General features: G+C 46.4%; 16 protein-coding genes. 15 read left to right on the top strand and 1 reads right to left on the bottom strand.

What is annotated here, in order from left to right; genetic code table 11:
* The first annotated feature begins 3 nt into the window (after positions 1 to 3).
* Positions 4 to 2,100: a polysaccharide biosynthesis tyrosine autokinase gene (locus B7990_RS07015; protein ID WP_088640302.1), complete on the top strand. Its 2,097-nt coding sequence runs from the start codon at positions 4 to 6 to the stop codon at positions 2,098 to 2,100.
* Here B7990_RS07015 and B7990_RS07010 read toward each other — a convergent pair.
* The gene (locus B7990_RS07010) at positions 2,097 to 2,927 is read right to left on the bottom strand and encodes a hypothetical protein (protein WP_088640301.1); all 831 of its coding nucleotides are present in this window, start codon (positions 2,925 to 2,927) and stop codon (positions 2,097 to 2,099) included. The two genes, B7990_RS07015 and B7990_RS07010, sit on opposite strands and share 4 nt — an antisense overlap.
* An 85-nt stretch (positions 2,928 to 3,012) precedes the next feature.
* On the opposite strand from B7990_RS07010, the gene B7990_RS07005 reads away from it, so the two are divergent.
* From B7990_RS07005 to B7990_RS06940, 14 genes are all read left to right on the top strand, one after another.
* Positions 3,013 to 5,691, top strand: a complete 2,679-nt coding sequence (locus B7990_RS07005) for a TIGR02171 family protein (protein ID WP_088640300.1) — start codon at positions 3,013 to 3,015, stop codon at positions 5,689 to 5,691.
* Positions 5,692 to 5,751: 60 nt separating this feature from the next.
* Positions 5,752 to 6,930: a CotH kinase family protein gene (locus B7990_RS07000; RefSeq protein ID WP_088640299.1), complete on the top strand. Its 1,179-nt coding sequence runs from the start codon at positions 5,752 to 5,754 to the stop codon at positions 6,928 to 6,930.
* Between the two features lie 49 nt (positions 6,931 to 6,979).
* The gene (locus B7990_RS06995) at positions 6,980 to 7,708 is read left to right on the top strand and encodes an IspD/TarI family cytidylyltransferase (RefSeq protein WP_176407253.1); all 729 of its coding nucleotides are present in this window, start codon (positions 6,980 to 6,982) and stop codon (positions 7,706 to 7,708) included.
* A gap of 98 nt (positions 7,709 to 7,806) precedes the next feature.
* Entirely contained in the window at positions 7,807 to 9,249 is a 1,443-nt protein-coding gene (locus tag B7990_RS06990; RefSeq protein WP_088640297.1) for a lipopolysaccharide biosynthesis protein, read from the top strand.
* Between the two features lie 6 nt (positions 9,250 to 9,255).
* The gene (locus B7990_RS06985) at positions 9,256 to 10,368 is read left to right on the top strand and encodes a DegT/DnrJ/EryC1/StrS aminotransferase family protein (protein WP_088640296.1); all 1,113 of its coding nucleotides are present in this window, start codon (positions 9,256 to 9,258) and stop codon (positions 10,366 to 10,368) included.
* A gap of 14 nt (positions 10,369 to 10,382) precedes the next feature.
* A complete protein-coding gene (locus tag B7990_RS06980; protein WP_088640295.1) occupies positions 10,383 to 11,648 on the top strand; it encodes an acetyl-CoA carboxylase biotin carboxylase subunit family protein in 1,266 nt (421 codons plus the stop codon).
* A 5-nt stretch (positions 11,649 to 11,653) separates the two neighbouring features.
* Complete coding sequence (locus tag B7990_RS06975; RefSeq protein WP_088640294.1) at positions 11,654 to 12,424, top strand: SDR family NAD(P)-dependent oxidoreductase; 771 nt, start codon at positions 11,654 to 11,656, stop codon at positions 12,422 to 12,424.
* A 4-nt stretch (positions 12,425 to 12,428) separates the two neighbouring features.
* A complete protein-coding gene (locus tag B7990_RS06970) occupies positions 12,429 to 13,571 on the top strand; it encodes a glycosyltransferase family 2 protein (protein ID WP_088640293.1) in 1,143 nt (380 codons plus the stop codon).
* 132 nt (positions 13,572 to 13,703) lie between these two features.
* Positions 13,704 to 14,762 carry a histidinol-phosphate transaminase gene (locus B7990_RS06965; protein ID WP_088640292.1) on the top strand — a complete coding sequence of 353 codons (1,059 nt, stop codon included), beginning with the start codon at positions 13,704 to 13,706 and terminating at the stop codon, positions 14,760 to 14,762.
* A gap of 10 nt (positions 14,763 to 14,772) precedes the next feature.
* Positions 14,773 to 15,489 (top strand): 2-C-methyl-D-erythritol 4-phosphate cytidylyltransferase, encoded by a 717-nt coding sequence (locus tag B7990_RS06960; protein ID WP_088640291.1) that lies wholly within the window; start codon positions 14,773 to 14,775, stop codon positions 15,487 to 15,489.
* A 14-nt stretch (positions 15,490 to 15,503) separates the two neighbouring features.
* Entirely contained in the window at positions 15,504 to 15,938 is a 435-nt protein-coding gene (gene rpiB, locus B7990_RS06955) for a ribose 5-phosphate isomerase B (protein WP_088640290.1), read from the top strand.
* Positions 15,939 to 15,941: 3 nt separating this feature from the next.
* Positions 15,942 to 16,757 carry an SMP-30/gluconolactonase/LRE family protein gene (locus B7990_RS06950; protein ID WP_088640289.1) on the top strand — a complete coding sequence of 272 codons (816 nt, stop codon included), beginning with the start codon at positions 15,942 to 15,944 and terminating at the stop codon, positions 16,755 to 16,757.
* A 36-nt stretch (positions 16,758 to 16,793) separates the two neighbouring features.
* Positions 16,794 to 17,717 carry a phosphorylcholine transferase LicD gene (locus B7990_RS06945; RefSeq protein WP_088640288.1) on the top strand — a complete coding sequence of 308 codons (924 nt, stop codon included), beginning with the start codon at positions 16,794 to 16,796 and terminating at the stop codon, positions 17,715 to 17,717.
* 19 nt (positions 17,718 to 17,736) lie between these two features.
* Positions 17,737 to 19,509: a glycosyltransferase family 2 protein gene (locus B7990_RS06940; RefSeq protein ID WP_088640287.1), complete on the top strand. Its 1,773-nt coding sequence runs from the start codon at positions 17,737 to 17,739 to the stop codon at positions 19,507 to 19,509.
* Positions 19,510 to 19,533: the final 24 nt, after the last annotated feature.

Genomic DNA, 19,533 nt, shown 5'->3' with positions numbered 1-19,533 from the left:
TATATGGCTTCATCTTCTAAAAAAGAAGAAACAGACCTTTTCGATTTACTGAAAGAACTGGCTAAAAATTGGAAAATCATGATTCCAAGCATCATTTTGTCTGGAATCATCGGCGTCTTTGTCGCCATGTGGATCCGCCCTGTTTATAAAGTAGACGCCTTGCTGCAAATCGAATCGAAAAATAGCAAAAGCCTCAGCCTCATGGGTGGCCTTGGCAATTTATTCGCTTCGACAAGCCCGGCTGCCACAGAAATCGAACTCATCAACAGCCGTCAGATCATCGGTGAGGCTGTCGAGAAGATGCACCTGCAATACATCGCAGACCCCATCAACAAGCTGGATAGACTGACGCATCATGAAGGCCGCATGGAACTCAGCGCTTTTGAAGTTCCATGGGACAGCATTCCTACGGACGAAAAAATCAAGCCCTGGATCGCAAAGGCCATCGACAGCCTTTCTTTTGAACTTTACGACCACAACGACAAGAAGATCCTGACAGGTGTTATCGGACAAACATACAGGATTCCATATGCAAGGGATACTGTGATTTTCAGCGTATTCAACATGGAAGCCGTAGCCGGGCAAAAATTCGAACTTACAAAACTGGATCGTCTGGACGCCATTGCAAAGTTTAAAGGCGCTTTCGAAGTCAAGGAAAGGGGCAAGAAAACAGGCATACTGGAATTCAGCTACCAGGATATTTATCCTGACCGCGCCACAAAAATCGTAAACGAAATCGCCACGACGTACTTGCGCCAAAACGTAGAACAGAGAAACGCCGAAGCCCAAAAGACTCTGGAATTCCTGGAAAAGCAGCTGCCCGACGTCAAAGCGCAAATGGACAGCTCGCTCCTCAAATTCAACACCTACAGAAACAAGGTCGGCTCCATCGACATCGATGCTGAAACAAGGCTCGTCCTTGAAAAGCGCACTCGTCTCCAGCAGAGCCTGCTTGAATTGCAACAAAAGAAACAGAGCGCCATTCGCCTGTTCCAGCCGGAGCATCCAACAATCAAGACGCTCGAAGAACAGGAAGCCGCCATCAAACGTGAACTGGCTTTAAATTCCAACGAAACAAAGAAGCTTCCGGCAACGCAGCAAGAAGTACTCAAGCTCACAAACGAAGTTGACATGAGCAAGATCATGTACACGACCATGCTCAACAACATCCAGCAGCTTAAACTCGTTTCGGCCGGCGAAGTGGGTTCAGTCCGCATTATAGACTTCGCCGAAGAAGTCAAAAAGCCTTCAAAGCCAAGAAAAACCGTTATCGTATGCATAGCCTTGTTCTTTGGAGTTCTTCTGGGAGCATGCATTGCACTGCTTAAGAGCAAGTTCAGCAACGGCGTTCGCGATGCGCACTTCATCGAACGCGAAACCGGCTTCAGCGTCTACGCCAAAGTTCCCAAAGGCAATCCCAAGGGCACCAAGGGCACGTGTCCGCTTGCCGTGGTCGAACCAGACGATGTCGCCATCGAATCGCTCCGCACATTGCGCAGTTCTCTCGAGTTCAGCATGGACGAAGGTTCAAGCCCAATCATCGGCATCAGCGGTCTTATCCCCGGCGTAGGCAAGAGCTTTATTTCCGTAAACCTCGCCGCCCTATACGCAGGACTCGGCAAGAAGGTTCTGCTTATTGATGCCGACCTTCGCAAAGGACGCCTGCACAAGGAATTCGGGATCAAGCGCGGCAAGGGGCTTTCTCAGGTGTTGTTGCACACCGCAACAGCAGAAGAAGTGATCAGCAAGACCGAAGTTGAAAACCTGGAAATAATCCCCTGCGGAAATGTTCCCAGCAATCCTTCCGAACTACTGGGATCCAAGCGCTATAACGACTTGATCCAGGAACTCAAGAGCAGGTACGACCTGATCATCATCGACACGCCGCCGATCATGCTTGTAACGGACGCCGCTCTCGCCTGCCGCGTTGCCGCACAGATCGTCATGGTCATCGAATACAACAAGCACAGTATCGACGCCATCCAGGACGGCATGAAGCAGCTTTTGAAGGGCAACAACACGGCACATGCAAGCTTTGTCATCAACAAGTACGAGCATGGCCACAACGACGGCTATGGCTACAAGTACGGCAAATACTAGTCCCCGAAATTCATCCTTGCATTAAAACCAAACGCGTGACCTGTTTCCACTCCAAACAGGTATCCGCGATTTATTTCGTAGGATAGCGATATCTCGAAGATTCTTTTGAGCAAAGTGAAATAGCGGACCGCATCGACATGCATCTTGAAACCTCGATACAGGTCGTCCATTTTACGGTACGGCTTATTGAGATTCAAGTTTTCTGATTCCTGGATGCGCCAACGGTACAGGAAAACATAGTCCAGCTTCCATCCGGAACGGTCACTGCGATACCACGGCAGCGTCCACAAAATAGACCCCTTCAGCCCCAGTTCATCTCCAGGACGGAATCCGCTTTTTTCAAGAAACGTAAAAAATTCAATCGCCGCGCCAAGCGTCATATTTTGCGTTAGCTCGTAAAGGCCAAACGGAGAAATTCCAAATCGGTGGAATCGGTTTACCTGGGAACCGCCGCGTGGCGGGAATCGCCAATTCACATCGACGCCCCAAAGCGGAAACGGCATCATCTTAACGCCCACGTAGGATTCGTTCAGGCCATTCACACGCAAATCCATCACTTCGTGAATTTGGTCATGGAGTTCGAGGTTGTATTCATAACTCACAAAACGGTACGCAAAATCGCCAAAAACGCTAAAGCACTTGCAAGGCGCATACGCTCCAGCCAAGTTCAGATCAGCGCTATAGACGTCATCACGGAGTTCACCAAGCCCTCCCAACTGCACAAAACTTTCAGGGGAATGCACCGGAAAAACCGGCTCGCGCGCAAACAAGACAAACGAGCTAGGCAAAAGCAAAAAGAAAAAAATCCTTTTAAGAAGCATAATCATCAAGTACCGCTGATAAAATAAAAAAATCTAGAAAGTCTTATTGTATTCTTACATTTTCATTTTTACGGTTGTTATATTTTGACGCATGGTAAAGTATCTTTCGACTTATATAGCAATTATTTGCACATTAGTCGCCTGTAGCGACAATCCGGGCAGTACCGCAAACGATCCTAGCAACAAGACTCCAGAATCTCACGCGGGAATGATTCTGGTCGAAGGCTCCAAAAAAGCCATCACGCTCGGAACAAACAAAAAAGGCGCCAAAGAAAGCGAGACGCCTGAACTCAAGGCCATCCTGAATTACGACTACTTCATGGATGCTACCGAAGTGACCTGCAACGAATTTAAAAAGGTCATGAAAGGCGAAAAGATAGCCAAAGCCATCGATTGCGATAAGGATGGCCCCGTCACCGACATTACCTTTTTCGATGCCGTACTTTTCGCAAATAAGAAAAGCAAAAACGAATCTCTTGACAGCGTCTACGAATACTCAAGCGCAACCTTTGACGATGAAGGTCACTGCACAAATCTGAGCGGTTTCATTTACGACGCAGACAGCAAAGGTTACCGCCTCCCAACTGAAGCCGAATGGGTCAAGGCCGCGACAAGTTCATACAAATTTAAAGACTTCTCCGGCAAGCTTATAGAATGGACAAACGACTATCTTGGAAAACTCAAGGACACAACCATTGTCAACTTTGCGGGAGCAAAAAACTCTAACGATCTTGGGGAACGAGTCGTTAAAGGATACAATTCCGATTCTGGCAAATTAAACTTGTATTCACGAGGCGATGTCTACACGGTGACATCGGCCTCACATGCAGACTACATCGGATTCAGGCTGGCACTCGGAGCAATCCCTGAAGCCACCTGGCTAGACAACCAGGGACGCGTTCTGGAATCTCCTGTATTGCTTCTCGCCAAGACAGGAGATTTATGGGATTACACAAAGACAACCGGCATGAAGCTTGTATTCCGCAACGACATAACAGGCAATCTCGCCTACATCGACTATGCGAAAGACGAAAGCAGCATCATTGAGATCGTCGATACAATATCCGCTTACCACCCCGACATTTCACCCGACGGTAAAAAAGTCGCCTTCTGCACCGGGCTTGAGGGGCTTACAAATCAATCCAGTCTTTACGTACGAAATCTGGATTCCGCAGGATCCAAGCTAATCAAGCTGGATGTCAAAAGCGCTGCCATTCCGCGCTGGGATGTTTTGAAAAACGGCGATACCGTAATTACATATGTTTCAAATCCAGGGAACAACAAGGACAACGACGCATTCCAAAGCTACAGCACTTGGCAAGTCCCTTTTGCAAACGGAAAATTTGGGACACCTAAAAAACTATTCAACGGAGCCTATCACGGAGGCATCAGCGAAGACGAAAATTTGTCCGTAACAGGAGCAAAACTATTGCGAGCAAGAGTCAAGGGCAAGGATACCATTTGGTATAACAAAGAACAAGCCTGCAATGCATCCCTTGCAAAAGACAGCAGTAAACGGACCGCATTCCTGGACTTCGCGGGCAAAACAGGCAAGGACTTCATCGGGAAAGATTACGCCACGCACCAATACATTCTCATTGCCGATAGCACGGGAAAGCTCAAACAGTACATACAAGCGCCAACAGGCTACACGTTCGATCACAGCGAATGGGCTGTTGGAGAAACAAACGACAACATGGTCGCCACGCTTGTCAATTCCAGCGGGGCACACAAAAGAATTTCTCTGATGAATCTTGCCAAAAACAAGAACATCGATCTTGCAGAAGGCGAAGAACTATGGCATCCCTGTTTCTGGATCAAGAAAAAGACAGCCAGAGACGACAACGATTTCGTATTCGATCCCGATAGTGCTGGGATGTATTACAACACATCGGGAGCCTGCCCCAACGCAATTGTATTCAGATATAAAATGGAATTATTATGGCAATTCAAGGATTCTTCGAACACCGTAATTATAGGTTCTTCGCGTTCTTACTTCGGAATAAATCCTCTTCTGTTCAATAAAGAAATTACCGCCGTCAATCTGTCGGTGTCTTCATCAAGCATCATTGGCAACAGCACTCTTTTTTACGACTACATTCTGCCCCATTACAAAAAATTAAAACTCCTCATTACTTCTGTAGACCTAGACCGCGGGCACTACCCAGGAACAACAAAAGATAATATTTTCTATGATTCATACAAATCCTATCCAGGCTACGTTTACGATAAAAATCACGACTTCTGGGTGGGCAAAGAAACAGACAGACTATACAAAGCTACATTCAATTCTCCAGGAGCTCCGAAATACGCATCCGCATTACGTCCTAACCGAGGATTTTATCCGCAAAGTTCCAATCAGTGGGGTTCTCCCATTTTTGTTATGGACTCCAATTGGATCAACTGGGAAAGCAGCAGAACAGTATTTGAGGGAAAAATCGAAACCTTCGAGAAGCTGTTGCAAAAATGCAACGAGGAAAAGATTACCGTAATAGGCGTGATCACGCCGCAAAATCCGGCCTACAAGGAAACAGGAGCATTCGGACGTCACGGACTCCTAAGAAGCGCCGTTCCAAAATACATGAAGATTCTGGACGATTTCATGGAGAAATACCCGAATTTCATCCTGGTCGATGAAAATAAAATGGGAGATCACGACTATACAGACGAGATGGCCATGGATGCCGACCATCTATCCGAACTAGGAGCCGCCAAACTTACCCATCGCCTGGATTCCCTGATCCAGACACTCGACATCAACTGGAAATAAAAAGCAAATTCTAAATTTCTCGAAGTGGTACGATTATCAATATTCCTTTTCATCTGCGGCATGCTATGCTCCTGCGTTTGGAGCGACATAGACAGCAATCCTAGCTATCTACCGCTAGATGATTCGGAATATCCATACGTGGACTTGCCGCGTCTAGTCATTGAAACGGAAAACTTCGCCCAAATCAGAAACAAGGAAACCAAGATTCCGGCCAAGCTTCAAATCTACGGCAAAAACAGCCCAGAGAGCGATGTGCTGGATTTGACGGTCAAGGGTCGCGGAAGTTCCAGTTTTACGATGGCAAAATACGGGATCAAGCTCAAGTTCAAGAAAAAGCAGGCCCTCTTTGGAATGCCCCAAGACAAGGAATGGGACCTGATCGCAAACCAGCGCGACAAAAGCATGCTGAGAAACTACATCACCTACCAGCTCGCACAAATTCTGGGAGACGACTATTCCCCTCGAAGCCAGTTTGTCGAAGTGTTTTTCAACAGAGAATATATCGGAGTCTACCAGCTTGTAGAACACCAGAAAGTTTCCAAGGACCGCATTGACCTCACAGAAAGCGACTCGAGTTTTTTCTTTGAAAAGACTAGGGACCTTGACGATGACGAGGTCTTCTTCAAGAGCTATCTCAACAATTCATTCATCATACGCTATCCTAAAGACGCAAACGCAAATATCACCGATTTTCTAAAAAATCACGTAGACGACTTTGAACAAAATCTAGAAAAAGGCGATATCGACCTAAAACAATGGATTGATATCGATGACTTTGTCCGCTACTATTGGATTCAGGAATTCTCTAAGAACATAGACGGAGCCTTCGGCCGCAGCATATTCATCACGTGGCAAGACGGAGAGCCTTTCCAGATGGGACCCGTCTGGGATTTCGACCTCGCCTACGGCATAGGCAATAAGCAAAAGACAAGTCCATACAGCTGGTACGTCCGTTATCAGGGATGGTACAAATACCTGTTTAAAAACAAGACTTTCACGGAACATGTCCGCAAATACTGGAAATCACATCGGGCATTTTTCGAAAATTTACCGGATTCCATCCAGTCGTCATCAAAGATTTTGCAAAAGGCTTCAAAAAACGAATTTAAGCGCTGGCCTGTTCTCGAAAACGATGACCACTGGCCATTTGTCGATTCATACAAGAGCTACAGCGATGCCGTAGACAGCCTGAAGAAATGGACCAAGCAGCGTATACAATGGATTGACGAGCATCTTTAAATCAAATCCTAATAATTATCTATCTTTTAGGACATTAAAGAAGGATCATATTATGAATATTGGCGTCATTTTCGCAGGCGGCGTTGGATCTCGTATGCACAGCAGAGACTTGCCGAAGCAGTTTTTAAAAATTCACGACAAGCCCATTATTATCCATACCCTGAGTCATTTTGAAAACTGCGCCGACATAGACGCCGTTGTCGTCGTTTGCGTGAAAGAATGGATAGACTTTTTGAACAGCCTCATAGAAAAACACCATCTAAAAAAGATAAGGGCAGTCATTGAAGGCGGAAAAACCGGCCAGCTATCCATCTATAACGGGCTTTGTGCCGCAAAGGAAATTGCAAAAGAGGAACCATCCATCGTCTTGATCCACGATGGCGTACGACCGCTAATAAACCCGCAGCTGCTTTCGCAGAACATCCAGAACGTGAAGCAGTTCGGGTCATCCATAACGGGCGCGATTGTAAAAGAAACCATTGTCGAGATTGACGACAATGGGGGCGTTGTCCTGGTTCCCGACAGGGCTCATTCCCGAGTCGCAAAGGCTCCTCAAAGTTTTTGGCTCAAGGACATTCTTGACGCACATCAGAGGGCACTTTCCGAGAACATCCATGACTTCATTGATTCCTGCACCATCATGAAGCATTATGGTTACAGTCTCCATATGACTGACGGTCCATACGAAAACATCAAGATAACAACGCCCGATGATTTCTACACCATGAGAGCAATCCTGCAAGTCAAAGAGGACGCCCAGATTTACGGATTGGAGTAAACAGCAATTCTGAAAGCAAGCGAGATGTTTTCAAAAACGATATGAAGCATGAATGCTCAAAGTTGACGAAAGCGTATAATTCTATATTTTAAACGATTATGTCTTTGAAACAAAAAACCTTCAAAGGCGTCATTTGGAGTGCTGTAGAAAGATTCTCTACCCAGGGAGTCCAATTCCTGTTCGGTATTCTCTTAGCTAGACTTTTGACGCCGAACGACTATGGCACGATCGCCATGCTCGCCATCTTTATGGCGGTGAGCCAAACATTTATTGACAGTGGTTTTGGAAACGCTCTCGTCCGAAAACCGGACCGCAGTGAGGCCGACAAGGCTACGGTATTCTTTTTCAATATCTTTATGGCGATTGTCTGCTATGCAATCATCTTCTTGGGCGCACCTTTTGTAGCCAAGTTCTACGAAATGCCCCAGCTTGTGGACATCCTTAGAGTCCTCGCCATAAACCTTATCATTCAGGCATTTGGTTCCATCCAACATTTAAACCTAACCATTGACCTGAATTTCAAAACACTGGCAAAAGTTTCTTTTATCGGAGCCATTGTTGGTGGGGCTGTAGGTCTTCTATGCGCTTACAACGGACTTGGCGTTTGGTCGCTTGTCGTTCAACAAATGACCACAACATCCACCAGAGTACTTCTGTTTTGGATTCTAGTCCACTGGCGCCCCAAATGTTTTTTCAGCAAGGCATCTTTCAAGAACATGTTTGGTTTTGGTTCCAAGCTATTGATTTCCGGTCTGCTGAACACCGTATACGACAATGCCTACGATTTGATTATCGGTAAAGTTTTTTCTGCAGCAACTCTCGGAAATTTTAGCAGAGCTTCCCATTTAGCAAACTTTCCTTCCAGCAACATCACCGGAATTTTCCAGAGAGTTACCTACCCTGTTCTAAGCAAGATCCAAAACGACCCAGAAAAGCTGAGACTCGGTTACTTGAAATTTTTGAACATGGCTACATTGATTATATTCCCGCTAATGATCGGTCTTGCTGCGATTGCAAAACCATTTGTACTTTTGGTACTTACCGAAAAATGGTTTAACGTCATCCTGATTTTGCAAATCATCTGCATCGCCCAAATGTGGTATCCCGTACACGCCATCAATCTGAACATTCTACAGGTGCTTGGACGTTCCGACTTGTTCCTGAAATTGGAAATTATCAAAAAAATCGCAGGCATTACCATTCTAGTCGTGACGATTCCCCATGGAATTATTGCCCTATGTTACGGCCAGTGGGTCAGCACATGCTTTAGCCTTGTAGTAAACACCTACTACTCTGGGAAACTACTAAACGCCGGACTTTTGACGCAGCTTAAGATGTACATTCCCACCCTTCTAAATTCTTTGGTCATGGGTGCAATCTGCATCGGCGTAACCAAGCTTCTTCCTGAACAGGAACATGCCTTGCAACTAGCCCTCGGAATTGTCACAGGAGTCATTTACTACATTGCAAGCAATTGTATATTTAACAGGGCAACAGTCAAAGAACTGCTAGATCTCGTGAGCAAAAAAAATAAGTCGTAGATTATCATGAGCGAAAACAAATTGATCACAGTCACGTCTCCCCTTCTCCCGAAACTGGAAGATTTTATCCCGATGCTCCAGGATATTTGGGACAGAAAATGGTTAACGAACAACGGTCATTACCACAAGGAACTCGAAAAAGCCCTAGCAGACTATCTGGGTGTCCAGTACATCAGCCTGTTTACCAATGGAACGCTCCCACTGATCACGGCCCTGCAGGCATTGCGCATCTCGGGTGAAGTAATCACTACACCTTACAGTTTTGTGGCAACCACCCATTCTATCTGGTGGAACGGCCTAAAGCCAGTATTCGTCGATGTAGAGGAAGAAACCGGCAACATCGATCCCGAAAAAATCGAAGCAGCCATCACGCCGCACACTACAGCAATCATGCCTGTACATGTTTATGGTACGCCCTGCAACATGAAGCGCATCCAGGAAATCGCCGACATCTACGGCCTCAAGGTCATCTACGATGCAGCACACGCCTTCGGAGTCAAAAAGAACGGCGAATCCGTCTTGAAGGCCGGCGACATGAGCACACTCAGTTTCCACGCGACCAAGGTGTACAACACAGTCGAGGGCGGAGCGCTCGTTTGCCATGACGAAGCAACCAAGAAGCGCATCGATTATCTCAAGAACTTTGGTTTCGCAGGAGAAACAACAGTTGTCGCCCCCGGAATCAATAGCAAAATGGACGAAATTCGCGCCGCCTACGGGCTACTGAACCTGAAACAAGTAGATGACGCTATCGCAAAACGCAAGGCCACCGCCGAGAAATACAGGGCTGCGTTAAAAGATGTTCCGGGCATCCGTTTCCTGAACGATATCGAAGGTGTACACCACAACTACGCCTACTTCCCGATTTTCATCAGCGCCGAATACGGCATCAGCCGTGACGCCCTTTATGAGAAACTGAAGGAACACAACATTTACGGACGCCGCTACTTCTACCCGCTCATCAGCACGTTCAGCGCTTACAAGGGTCTCGATTCAGCCAATCCGGCAAACCTGCCTGTGGCCCATAAACTCGCCGACCAGGTGCTTTGCCTGCCCATGTTTGCAGGTCTCACAGACGAAGATATAGACAGAACAATCAAAGTTATTGCCACTAGGTAAAAAGGTACACGAGCATGTTCAAGGGCAAAAAACTTCTTATTCTTGGAGCAAATCCGGAAACAGCGAACATCGTTAAAGTGGCACAGGAAATGGGCGTCACAACCATCGTTACCGATTATGATCCGCAAGCTCCTGCCAAGAAAGTATCCGACATCAGCTACAACATCGACGCCATGGACGTCGATGCCCTTTACGATATGGCAATCCGCGAGAAAGTGGACGGGATCCTTGTCGGAGTTGCAGACCCTCTAATTGCACCTTACCAGAAGCTTTGCGCCCGCCTTGGAGTCCCTTGCTACGGCAACGAAGAAACGGTAAAGGCATTTACAAACAAGCGCCACTTCAAGGAAACCTGCAAGAAATTCGGAATCGAAGGCATTCCCGAATACGCAATCGACAACAAGGATGATATCAAGTTCCCCGTCATCGTCAAGCCTGCCGATAGCAATTCCGGCAAAGGCATCACGCTTTGCCGCAGCCGTGAAGAATTGGACAGTTCTATTGAACGTGCCCAAAAGGAATCCCGGACACAGACCGTCCTGATTGAACGTTACATGGAATGCGATGACCTGAGCATCTACTACACCATTGTCGATGGCCAAGTATACCTGTCGAGTCTGTCGGACCGTTACACATTGCGCACCAATACTAGCGCAACCCCCATTTGTGTAGGCGACGTCTTTGTTTCCAAGTACTACGACGAATTTGTAAAGAACGAGCATCCTAAATATGTGAAGATGTTCAACGAACTGGGTTTGAAAAACGGAGTGCTTTATGTTTCCGCCTTCTGCGAAGACGGCCACTTCTACGTTTACGACCCCGGTTTTCGTCTGCAGGGCGGCGGATTCCACTTGATTCTCAAGTACATGAACGGTTTTGACCAACGCCAAATGCTAGTGAACTTCGCCCTTACCGGTTCCATGGACTACGCAAAAACCACCGGTGGGAACTTTGGCGAAAAGAACGATGCAAACATGCACGGCAAAAGCGCCGCAGTCGTATGGTTCCTATTGAAGAACGGAAAAATAGCCAACATCAAGGGACTGGAGTTTGTCAAGAGCCACCCCTCCGTTGATTTTGTCATTGACCGTTTTAACGTTGGCGACGAAGTTACCCCGAATATGTTGGGTACAGAACGCCAGGTATTCCTGCGAATTTTCATGCACTGCAAAAGTAAAGATGAACTTACTGCCATTCTCCAGGATTTTCAGGACCGTTTGGCTGTAACCAACGAAAACGGCGAAAGCTTAATTCTACCATCCCTTTTAAGCGTCATGTAGGAGAAATGATGAACGTTTCACTGGACAAAAAAGTCATTGTCATTTCAGGCGGTACAAAGGGCGTCGGTAAGCAACTCGCCCTGCAATGCGCAGCTGACGGCGCGTACGTCATCATTTCCGGTCGTGACGAAGCTAGCGCCACAGGCATTGTGAGCGCAGCTAAAAACGCCCCAGGCTCCATTGAATTCAAAAAAACGGACTTGCACAGCGTCGATTCTATTCGCAACCTTTTCGCCTATGTCGCCGAGAAATACAACAAGCTCGATGGCTTTGTAAACTATGCCGGTATCACACCCGCAGCAAGCCTCACAGAATGTTCCGAAGCCCTTTTTGACGACGTCTTTGACATCGATATCAAGGCGGCCTTTTTCTGCTGCCAGGAAGCTGTAAAGCTCATGCAGAAATCAGGCGGTGGTTCCATTATCTTAGTCGGTTCCACACACCATACCAGAGGCAACAAGGATCGTACGGCTTACGCCTGCGCCAAGGGAGCACTCTATACGCTTTCCAACCACATCGGCAAGCACTATGCCGAAGACAAGATTCGCTGCAATTATCTCGTCATGGGCTGGACGCCCACAGATGGCGAACTCGCTTTACGGAAGTCCCAAGGCATGTCTGAACAGGAACTCCGCAAAGAAGCGGCAAAGGCAATTCCCATGGGCAGAATGACAGAGACATCCGACATTGTTCCCGCCATGGTCTATTTGCTTAGCGACATATCCTCCATGGTAACGGCCACCGAATTCAAAGTCAACGGCGGAGAACTGATCTAACCTCATGGCTACCGTAAGCATAATCGTTCCCATCTATAATGTCGAAGCGGAATTACGCAAATGCGTTTCCAGTATTTTAGCACAAACCTACAAAGACATCGAGGTCATTCTTGTCGATGACGGCTCCCCCGACAACAGTGGCGCCATCTGCGACGAATTCGCGAGCAAGGACAACCGCATCGTGGTCATCCACAAAGAAAATGGAGGCCTAGTCAATGCACGCAAAAGCGGTCTTGAAAGATCAACGGGTCGATTCATTTCTTACGTCGATGGCGACGACTGGATTGAAGAGGACTTTATCCAAAATCTCGTAGACTGCCAGCAAAAATACAACGTCGATATTGTCGCTGCCGGTTTTGCCAAAGACATCGGGGACGATTCCGAAAGATTTACGAATGTCATTTCTTCTGGTTTTTACGACAAGACAAGAATGATTGCCGAAGTCTATCCAAGAATGATTTGCGCTGGCCCCTACTTCTATTTCGGCGTCTGCTCCTACGTTTGGAACAAACTATTCAAGAAAGAATTGCTTTACGATTGCCAAATGGCGGTAGATTCACGCATTTCCATCGGCGAAGACACATGCGTGGTATTCCCAGTACTACTCAAAGCGAACACGCTCTACATCAGCGAGAACAACAGTTACCACTATTACCAAAAAGCATATTCCATGTTGAAGAGCGTAGGCTCTTTGGAAAAGGAAAAAGAGAAGGTCACCTGGCTCAACAATTATCTTAACAAAGCCATGAAGGACCATCTCGACAAATACCATTTAGGCAAACAAATTGAACGCTACATAGACGGCCTTAAAATCATCCGTTATGGAGAAAAGGAAACCTCCCCAAGAAACCACCTATTTGATGCGGCCCCCACAGACCGAGTCGCCATCTTCAGCGGTGGAATCGTGGGTCAGAACATCTATTCCATTTTTGCTTCCAAAAAGATAGGCACCATCACCGGCTGGTTCGACAGAGATGCCGAAATCTATCGTGCTCAGGGTTTGAAAGTACAGAATATTGAAGATATTCCCAAAACCGAATTCGACATCATCGTCATTGCGAACCTTGACGAAACAAGCATCAACAAGAATTTAGCAGTCCTTAACAAATACGGTATTGACCCTAAAAAAGTAGTCTCTTTGTTATAGCTTTACAGATATAACATCAAAACCGCTGAACAGAACCATTTTCAAGAGCTCTTGTTTTTTCATCAGCTGTAAAAATCTATATTTTAAGAAAACAGTTGCGCACCACATTTAACAAAACACAATATTGGCATTATGTACTACGTTAACCCGATTATCAAGAGTTTCTTCCGCACCAACCAGCCTGAAGGCCGCGGTAAATATGTAAGGCTCGATCAGAACGAAAATCCGGATGGAATCCCGCAATGGCTCTTCGACAAGGCTATGGCTAAAGTTACGCCGGAATACCTTTCCATCTACCCCGAAGAATCCAAGCTGACTGAAGAATATGCGAAGGTCATCGGCCTCACCGCCGACAATATCGCCCTCACCGACGGAAGCGTCGTCGCCATGGGCTATGTCATCAAGGTGTTTGGCGAACCGGGCAAGGATTTGATCTGCGTTACGCCGACATTCGGCATGTACAAGGTCTACGCCGACATGCAAGGGATGAACACCAAGTTCGTCCACTACGAAAGCGATTACACATTCGACATCGAAAAGCTTCTCGCCGAGATCAACGAAAATACAAGCCTTGTTTCTATCGTCAATCCGAACATGCCTATAGGCAACGCCTACACTCTCGATGAAATCCGCAAGGTTCTGGACAAGGCAAAAGCAAACAATGCACTTGTCATTATCGATGAAGCCTACTATTTGTTCCACAAGGAAACCGCTCTCGACCTGTTGAAGGAATACGACAACATGGTCATTCTGCGCACGTTCTCGAAGATGCTTTCCATGCCGGGCCTGCGCATCGGCGTTGTCATTTCCAATCCTGAAAATGTCCAGTACATTCGCAACTACAAGCCGCACTACACCGTCAATGCGGTTGCACTCGCCGTCGCCGAAGAAATGGTTGCAAACTACGACCGAGTCGTCAAGGAACTCACCGAAAAGTTCGAAGCCGGCAAGAAGTGCCTGCTCGAAGCCCTCGACAAGACCGGATACTCCTACATCCCGACGGAAGGCTGCTTCATCTGCATCACCCCGAAGCACAAGACCGCGGAATACATCACGGACGAGCTCAAGAACCGCGGCATCCTTATCTTCTGCGGCAAGGGCGACTCCGCAGGGTTCCTGCGCGTTACCATCTGGGACAAGAAGTACATGGAAATGTTCATGAAAGAACTCGTCGACATCGACGTAGCATAGGAGCAGATTAATGAAGCACATTGCGATCATCCTTGCCGGCGGAGTCGGAAAGCGAATGGGCGGTTCCATGCCCAAGCAGTTTCTCTCCTTGAACGATAAGCCAGTCATTGTCTACACTCTCGAAAATTTCCAGAGAAACGAGAATATCGACAGCATCGTCGTTGTATGCGTAGAAGACTGGATCGACCACTTGAAAGAAATTCTCGACGAATACAAAATCACGAAGGTGAAGTGGGTTGTCGCTGGCGGCGACACCTCGCATGATTCCACGAGAAACGGAATCTTCTTCCTTCGCGACAAGCTTGAGGACGGAGACCAGGTCATTATTCACGATGCCGCCCGTCCGATCCTTCCGCAAGCAGCCATCAACGAAATGCTCCGCATTTCCCACGAAAAAGGGAACGCCTCTCTCGCCATTCCCTGCCACGAGACGGTGCTTTTCACGAACGACGGCAAGAGCGGTGACAAGGAACTTGACCGCAGCTCAATCATGCGTGTGCAAACCCCGCAGGCCTATAATTACAAGTTCATCCGCGAACTTTATGAACAGGCCGAAAAGGACAACAAGCACGATTTCATTTACGCAGATCTCGTTGCCATCTACTACGGCAAGCGCATCTATTTTTCGAAAGGCTTTACAAACAACATCAAGATTACAAGAAAAGAAGACATTCCTCTTTGCAAGTCCTTGATGCTGTTCAGCGAAGACGATCTGTTCAACTCGTAATTCCAGGAGTAAAAATGTTCAAGACTATTGCCATCGGCTGTGACCACGCTGCTGTAGAATACAAAGAAAAGCTAAGGGCATATCTGCAAGAACAAGGTTATACTGTACTGAACATGGGTACAGATTCTACAGATGCTTGCGACTACCCTATTTATGCAAACAAGGTCTGTGACAAGGTTACCTCCAAGGAAGCCGATTGCGGAATCCTCATCTGCGGCACAGGCATCGGCATGAGCATGGCGGCAAACAAGCACAAAGGCATCCGAGCCGCCGTCTGTGGCGACCTCAAGTCGAGCGAATTTACGAGACTCCACAACGATGCAAACGTGCTCTGCATGGGTGCCCGCATTATTTCCTATGAACTTTGTGAACAGATCACGAAAAAGTTCCTTGAAACGGACTTCATGGGTGGTAAGCACAAGGTCCGTATCGACATGTTCGAAGACTAAACCATGGCACAGGTCAACTCTCCAAAGCTTGTCTTTTTTGCACAATCAACCTTACTCGAAGGCCCCACCTTCAGCAAAGACTTGAATACCGTTTTATGCGTTTCAATTGAACAGGAACGCATATTTCTCATTAATCCAAGCGAACAAACCGTAAAGACATTCAAGACCCGCGGACAAGTTGGCTTTGCCGTTTTCGAAGACGATAGGCACATTATCTACGCCGCCTACGAGGGCGTATTCCGTCTGGACATATTGACCGGCGAAGAGACATTCCTCTACCATCTGATAAACGATCCGCAAATCCGCTACAACGACGGGAAGTGGGATCCGAAAGGCCGACTCCTTTTAGGGACAACGGGCTACAAGTGCTTCAAGGAAAATCAATGCGCCCTATATAGCCATGACGGGAAATCCGCCAAAGTCTTAGTCAGCGGCACAAGCATTTCCAACGGCATCGGATTTTATAAGAACTACCTGTTCTTCATCGACACACCGACACGTAAAGTAGGCCGGTACCTTTACAACGAAAACGGAGACGTAACCTTCGACAAGTACATCGTAACTATCGAAGGATCGGGCGTCCCTGACGGCATGGACATCGACGACCAAGGTAACCTCTACATTGCCATTTGGGGCGGTTCGCGCATAGAGAAGTACAACCAGAACGGGCAAAAAATCGGAACGCTTGCAATCCCAGCCCTCAACGTCACCTCCGTATGTATCGCGGGCAACAAGCTCTACATCACGACAGCCATGCACGACGACGGAACATCAAGCGAACCGATGGCCGGCGGACTTTTTGTCGCTGACAAGTTCTAGCGACGTTTTTAAAAGCATTTACAACCGAAACTTCAAATGACTGAAATCGAAAGAATCAAACAAGAAGGTTGGCTCCCGGAAAATTTCTGGGCTGAGGAAATTCGAGACGAGTATTTTGTATCTGCCGAAATGAAAAAAGTATGGGCCATCGAAATGGACCTATACAGGGAAGTGACCCGGATTCTCAACAAGCACAACCTGCGCTACTTCACCGATGGCGGAACAACACTAGGAGGCGTCCGCCACAAAGGATTCATTCCCTGGGATGATGATCTCGACATTTGCGTTCCTCGCGAAGATTACGAAAAATTGCACCAGCTGGCAAGCGAATTCAAGGATCCTTATTTCTTGCAATCTACGGTTACGGATCCCGAATACGGATATTCTTTCATGCGTTTGCGCAACTCAAACACAGCGGTTGTCGTAAAACCATTCACCCATGCTATGTTCAATCAGGGGATCTATATTGACATCTTCCCGCTGGACAACGCCACCATGGAAGACATCGCCCCCCGCATGCAAAAAATTGAAAAATTGATTCACAAGAATTCCGCTTACATGCGCAAGAACTTTCCCCAAAAAAGCGAGAACGACTTACAAAAGATCAAAGAGTTCCTTGATCCGAACATGAAACCCATTGACGTGTGGAACGAAATCAACAAAGAAGCCACAGCAGACAACGGCATTGAAACCGGCTACTGGTCCACAATTGTCACCACGATATTCGCACCCTCCAAGAACATATTCCCCAAAAGCATTTTTGATTCCTACAAGGACATTCCCTTCGAGTCCATTTCCATCCGCGTACCCGCAGGTTTCCATGAACTGATGACCATCTATTACGGCAACTACATGGAATTCCCGCCTGTGGAAAAACGCGGAAACTGGCATTCATTGGAATTCTATCCGGAAATTCCCTACAAGCAATTGTACAAAGAAATGTTTAGTATAGAGTATTAATAACACATTCCAAAAAATCATGCTAAACAAGTCCCAAGAAGAAATTACAGCCAACTGGAAAAGCATGGATACCGAGCATCCCTTGGTATCTATAAAATGCTTGGCATTCAATCAAGAAGAATATATTGCACAGACCATGGACAGTTTCCTAATGCAGGAAACCAATTTCCCATTTGAAATCATTGTTCATGACGATGCATCTACAGACAAAACCGCGGCCATTCTTCGGGAATACGAAAAGAAATACCCCCTTATCGTCAAGCCGATTTACCAAACGGAAAACCAATACTCAAAACATGACGGATCCCTCACCCGCGCCTCTAACGCACCCTTGAAAGGAAAATATGTAGCGGAATGCGAAGGCGACGACTATTGGACCGATCCTAACAAATTACAAAGACAAGTTGATTTTCTGGAATCTCACCCCGATTATTCTTTATCTGCAGAAAACGGAAACATTTTATTTACCGAAACTGGCGTCATTCAGCCTTTTTCAAATGAACCTGAGCGAGATTTTTCTTTGGACGATCTTCTTATCAGGCGACGTTTCCCAACAGCTTCTGTTCTATTTAGCCGCACCCATCTGCTAGAATTCCTCGATCAGGATGCACCAAGATTTGACACCAGTCAGTGGGCATTCCTATCTACAAAGGGAAAAATTCACTACAATCCCGTCATTTCTTCGGTCTATCGCCGCGGCTCCGGCGTGACCGAAAACAACAAAATCAGATGGAGTTACCTAAGCGAAGAATTCAACAACGAAATAAACAAATTTTACAAGCCATCCAGAAGAGTCCGTAAAGTACGCGACAAAATTCTATTTCACGACTTTCAACAAGGGCGAATTGCAGCAAGAAAAAAGGGCGACAAAGCTAACGAACGAAAATTATTTTTAAAAACGGTCACCCGTTTCCCATTACTATTCATTAAGAACTGGATTCACCAGAAAAAAAAGCACCTATACATAGAAAGTATCAAGCCCAAAATTATCACATGGGCAACAAGACACCTCTTTTTCAGAAAAAAGAAGTCTAGCAACACAGACAAATCCATCATTGTCTCCTTGACCAGCTATCCAGCAAGATTCAAAACTCTTGATATTTGCATCAAAAGCTTATTGAATCAGAAATTGCCAGCATCTAAAATCATTTTATATCTATCCAAAGACATCCAAATTGATTCTCTTCCAAAGTCACTGTTAAAACTGCAAAGATATGGTCTGGAGATCAGAAACAACTGTGAAGATCTTAAGCCCCACAAGAAATACTTTTACGCCATTCAAGAATTCAAGGATTCCATTGTCGTTACCGCTGACGACGACGTCATTTATCCGAAAGACTGGCTCGACTCGTTATACAAAAGCTATTTGCAACACCCCAATTGCATTTCAGCAAGACGAGTGCACCGAATTACGAGAGACATAAACAACAAAGCTGTTTCTTACCAACACTGGGAATTAGAATGCAAAAGCATTCTTCAGCCTTCCATGAACCTCGTCGCTATTGGTGTCGGAGGCGTTCTATATCCACCGCATATATTTGACAGCAGTATTCAATATTTCAACGTAACTGATATAAAAGAGATTTGCCTAAACGCAGATGACATCTGGTTAAAATATCTAGAAGCCATCCAAGGAACTCCTGTTGTATGGGTTCCAAACAAGCAATGTCATCCGATAACCATTTTTGACAATCAGATAAAAGAGTCTGCACTCTTTAAAACAAATTTAAAAGAAAACCAAAACGACCAATATATACAAGCATGCGCCGCACACTTTAAAATCAATCTATAGCGCAATCCAATTTCACACAGACTC

Origin of the sequence: Fibrobacter sp. UWB4, from assembly GCF_002210345.1 — a bacterium.
Taxonomy (GTDB): domain Bacteria; phylum Fibrobacterota; class Fibrobacteria; order Fibrobacterales; family Fibrobacteraceae; genus Fibrobacter.
The sequence above is the reverse complement of the archived record's forward strand: the minus strand, read 5'-3'. Positions and strand labels throughout refer to the sequence as shown.

What these genes read in the sequence shown, in the direction of transcription:
- B7990_RS06990 (WP_088640297.1), top strand. Translation starts at nt 7,807, where the DNA reads ATGTCTTTGAAACAAAAAACCTTCAAAGGCGTCATTTGGAGTGCTGTA.
- B7990_RS06965 (WP_088640292.1), top strand. Translation starts at nt 13,704, where the DNA reads ATGTACTACGTTAACCCGATTATCAAGAGTTTCTTCCGCACCAACCAG.
- B7990_RS06945 (WP_088640288.1), top strand. Translation starts at nt 16,794, where the DNA reads ATGACTGAAATCGAAAGAATCAAACAAGAAGGTTGGCTCCCGGAAAAT.
- B7990_RS07005 (WP_088640300.1), top strand. Translation starts at nt 3,013, where the DNA reads ATGGTAAAGTATCTTTCGACTTATATAGCAATTATTTGCACATTAGTC.
- B7990_RS06980 (WP_088640295.1), top strand. Translation starts at nt 10,383, where the DNA reads ATGTTCAAGGGCAAAAAACTTCTTATTCTTGGAGCAAATCCGGAAACA.
- B7990_RS06985 (WP_088640296.1), top strand. Translation starts at nt 9,256, where the DNA reads ATGAGCGAAAACAAATTGATCACAGTCACGTCTCCCCTTCTCCCGAAA.
- B7990_RS06950 (WP_088640289.1), top strand. Translation starts at nt 15,942, where the DNA reads ATGGCACAGGTCAACTCTCCAAAGCTTGTCTTTTTTGCACAATCAACC.
- B7990_RS07010 (WP_088640301.1), bottom strand. Translation starts at nt 2,927, where the DNA reads ATGATTATGCTTCTTAAAAGGATTTTTTTCTTTTTGCTTTTGCCTAGC.
- rpiB (WP_088640290.1), top strand. Translation starts at nt 15,504, where the DNA reads ATGTTCAAGACTATTGCCATCGGCTGTGACCACGCTGCTGTAGAATAC.
- B7990_RS07000 (WP_088640299.1), top strand. Translation starts at nt 5,752, where the DNA reads ATGCTATGCTCCTGCGTTTGGAGCGACATAGACAGCAATCCTAGCTAT.
- B7990_RS06975 (WP_088640294.1), top strand. Translation starts at nt 11,654, where the DNA reads ATGATGAACGTTTCACTGGACAAAAAAGTCATTGTCATTTCAGGCGGT.
- B7990_RS06970 (WP_088640293.1), top strand. Translation starts at nt 12,429, where the DNA reads ATGGCTACCGTAAGCATAATCGTTCCCATCTATAATGTCGAAGCGGAA.
- B7990_RS06940 (WP_088640287.1), top strand. Translation starts at nt 17,737, where the DNA reads ATGCTAAACAAGTCCCAAGAAGAAATTACAGCCAACTGGAAAAGCATG.
- B7990_RS06960 (WP_088640291.1), top strand. Translation starts at nt 14,773, where the DNA reads ATGAAGCACATTGCGATCATCCTTGCCGGCGGAGTCGGAAAGCGAATG.
- B7990_RS07015 (WP_088640302.1), top strand. Translation starts at nt 4, where the DNA reads ATGGCTTCATCTTCTAAAAAAGAAGAAACAGACCTTTTCGATTTACTG.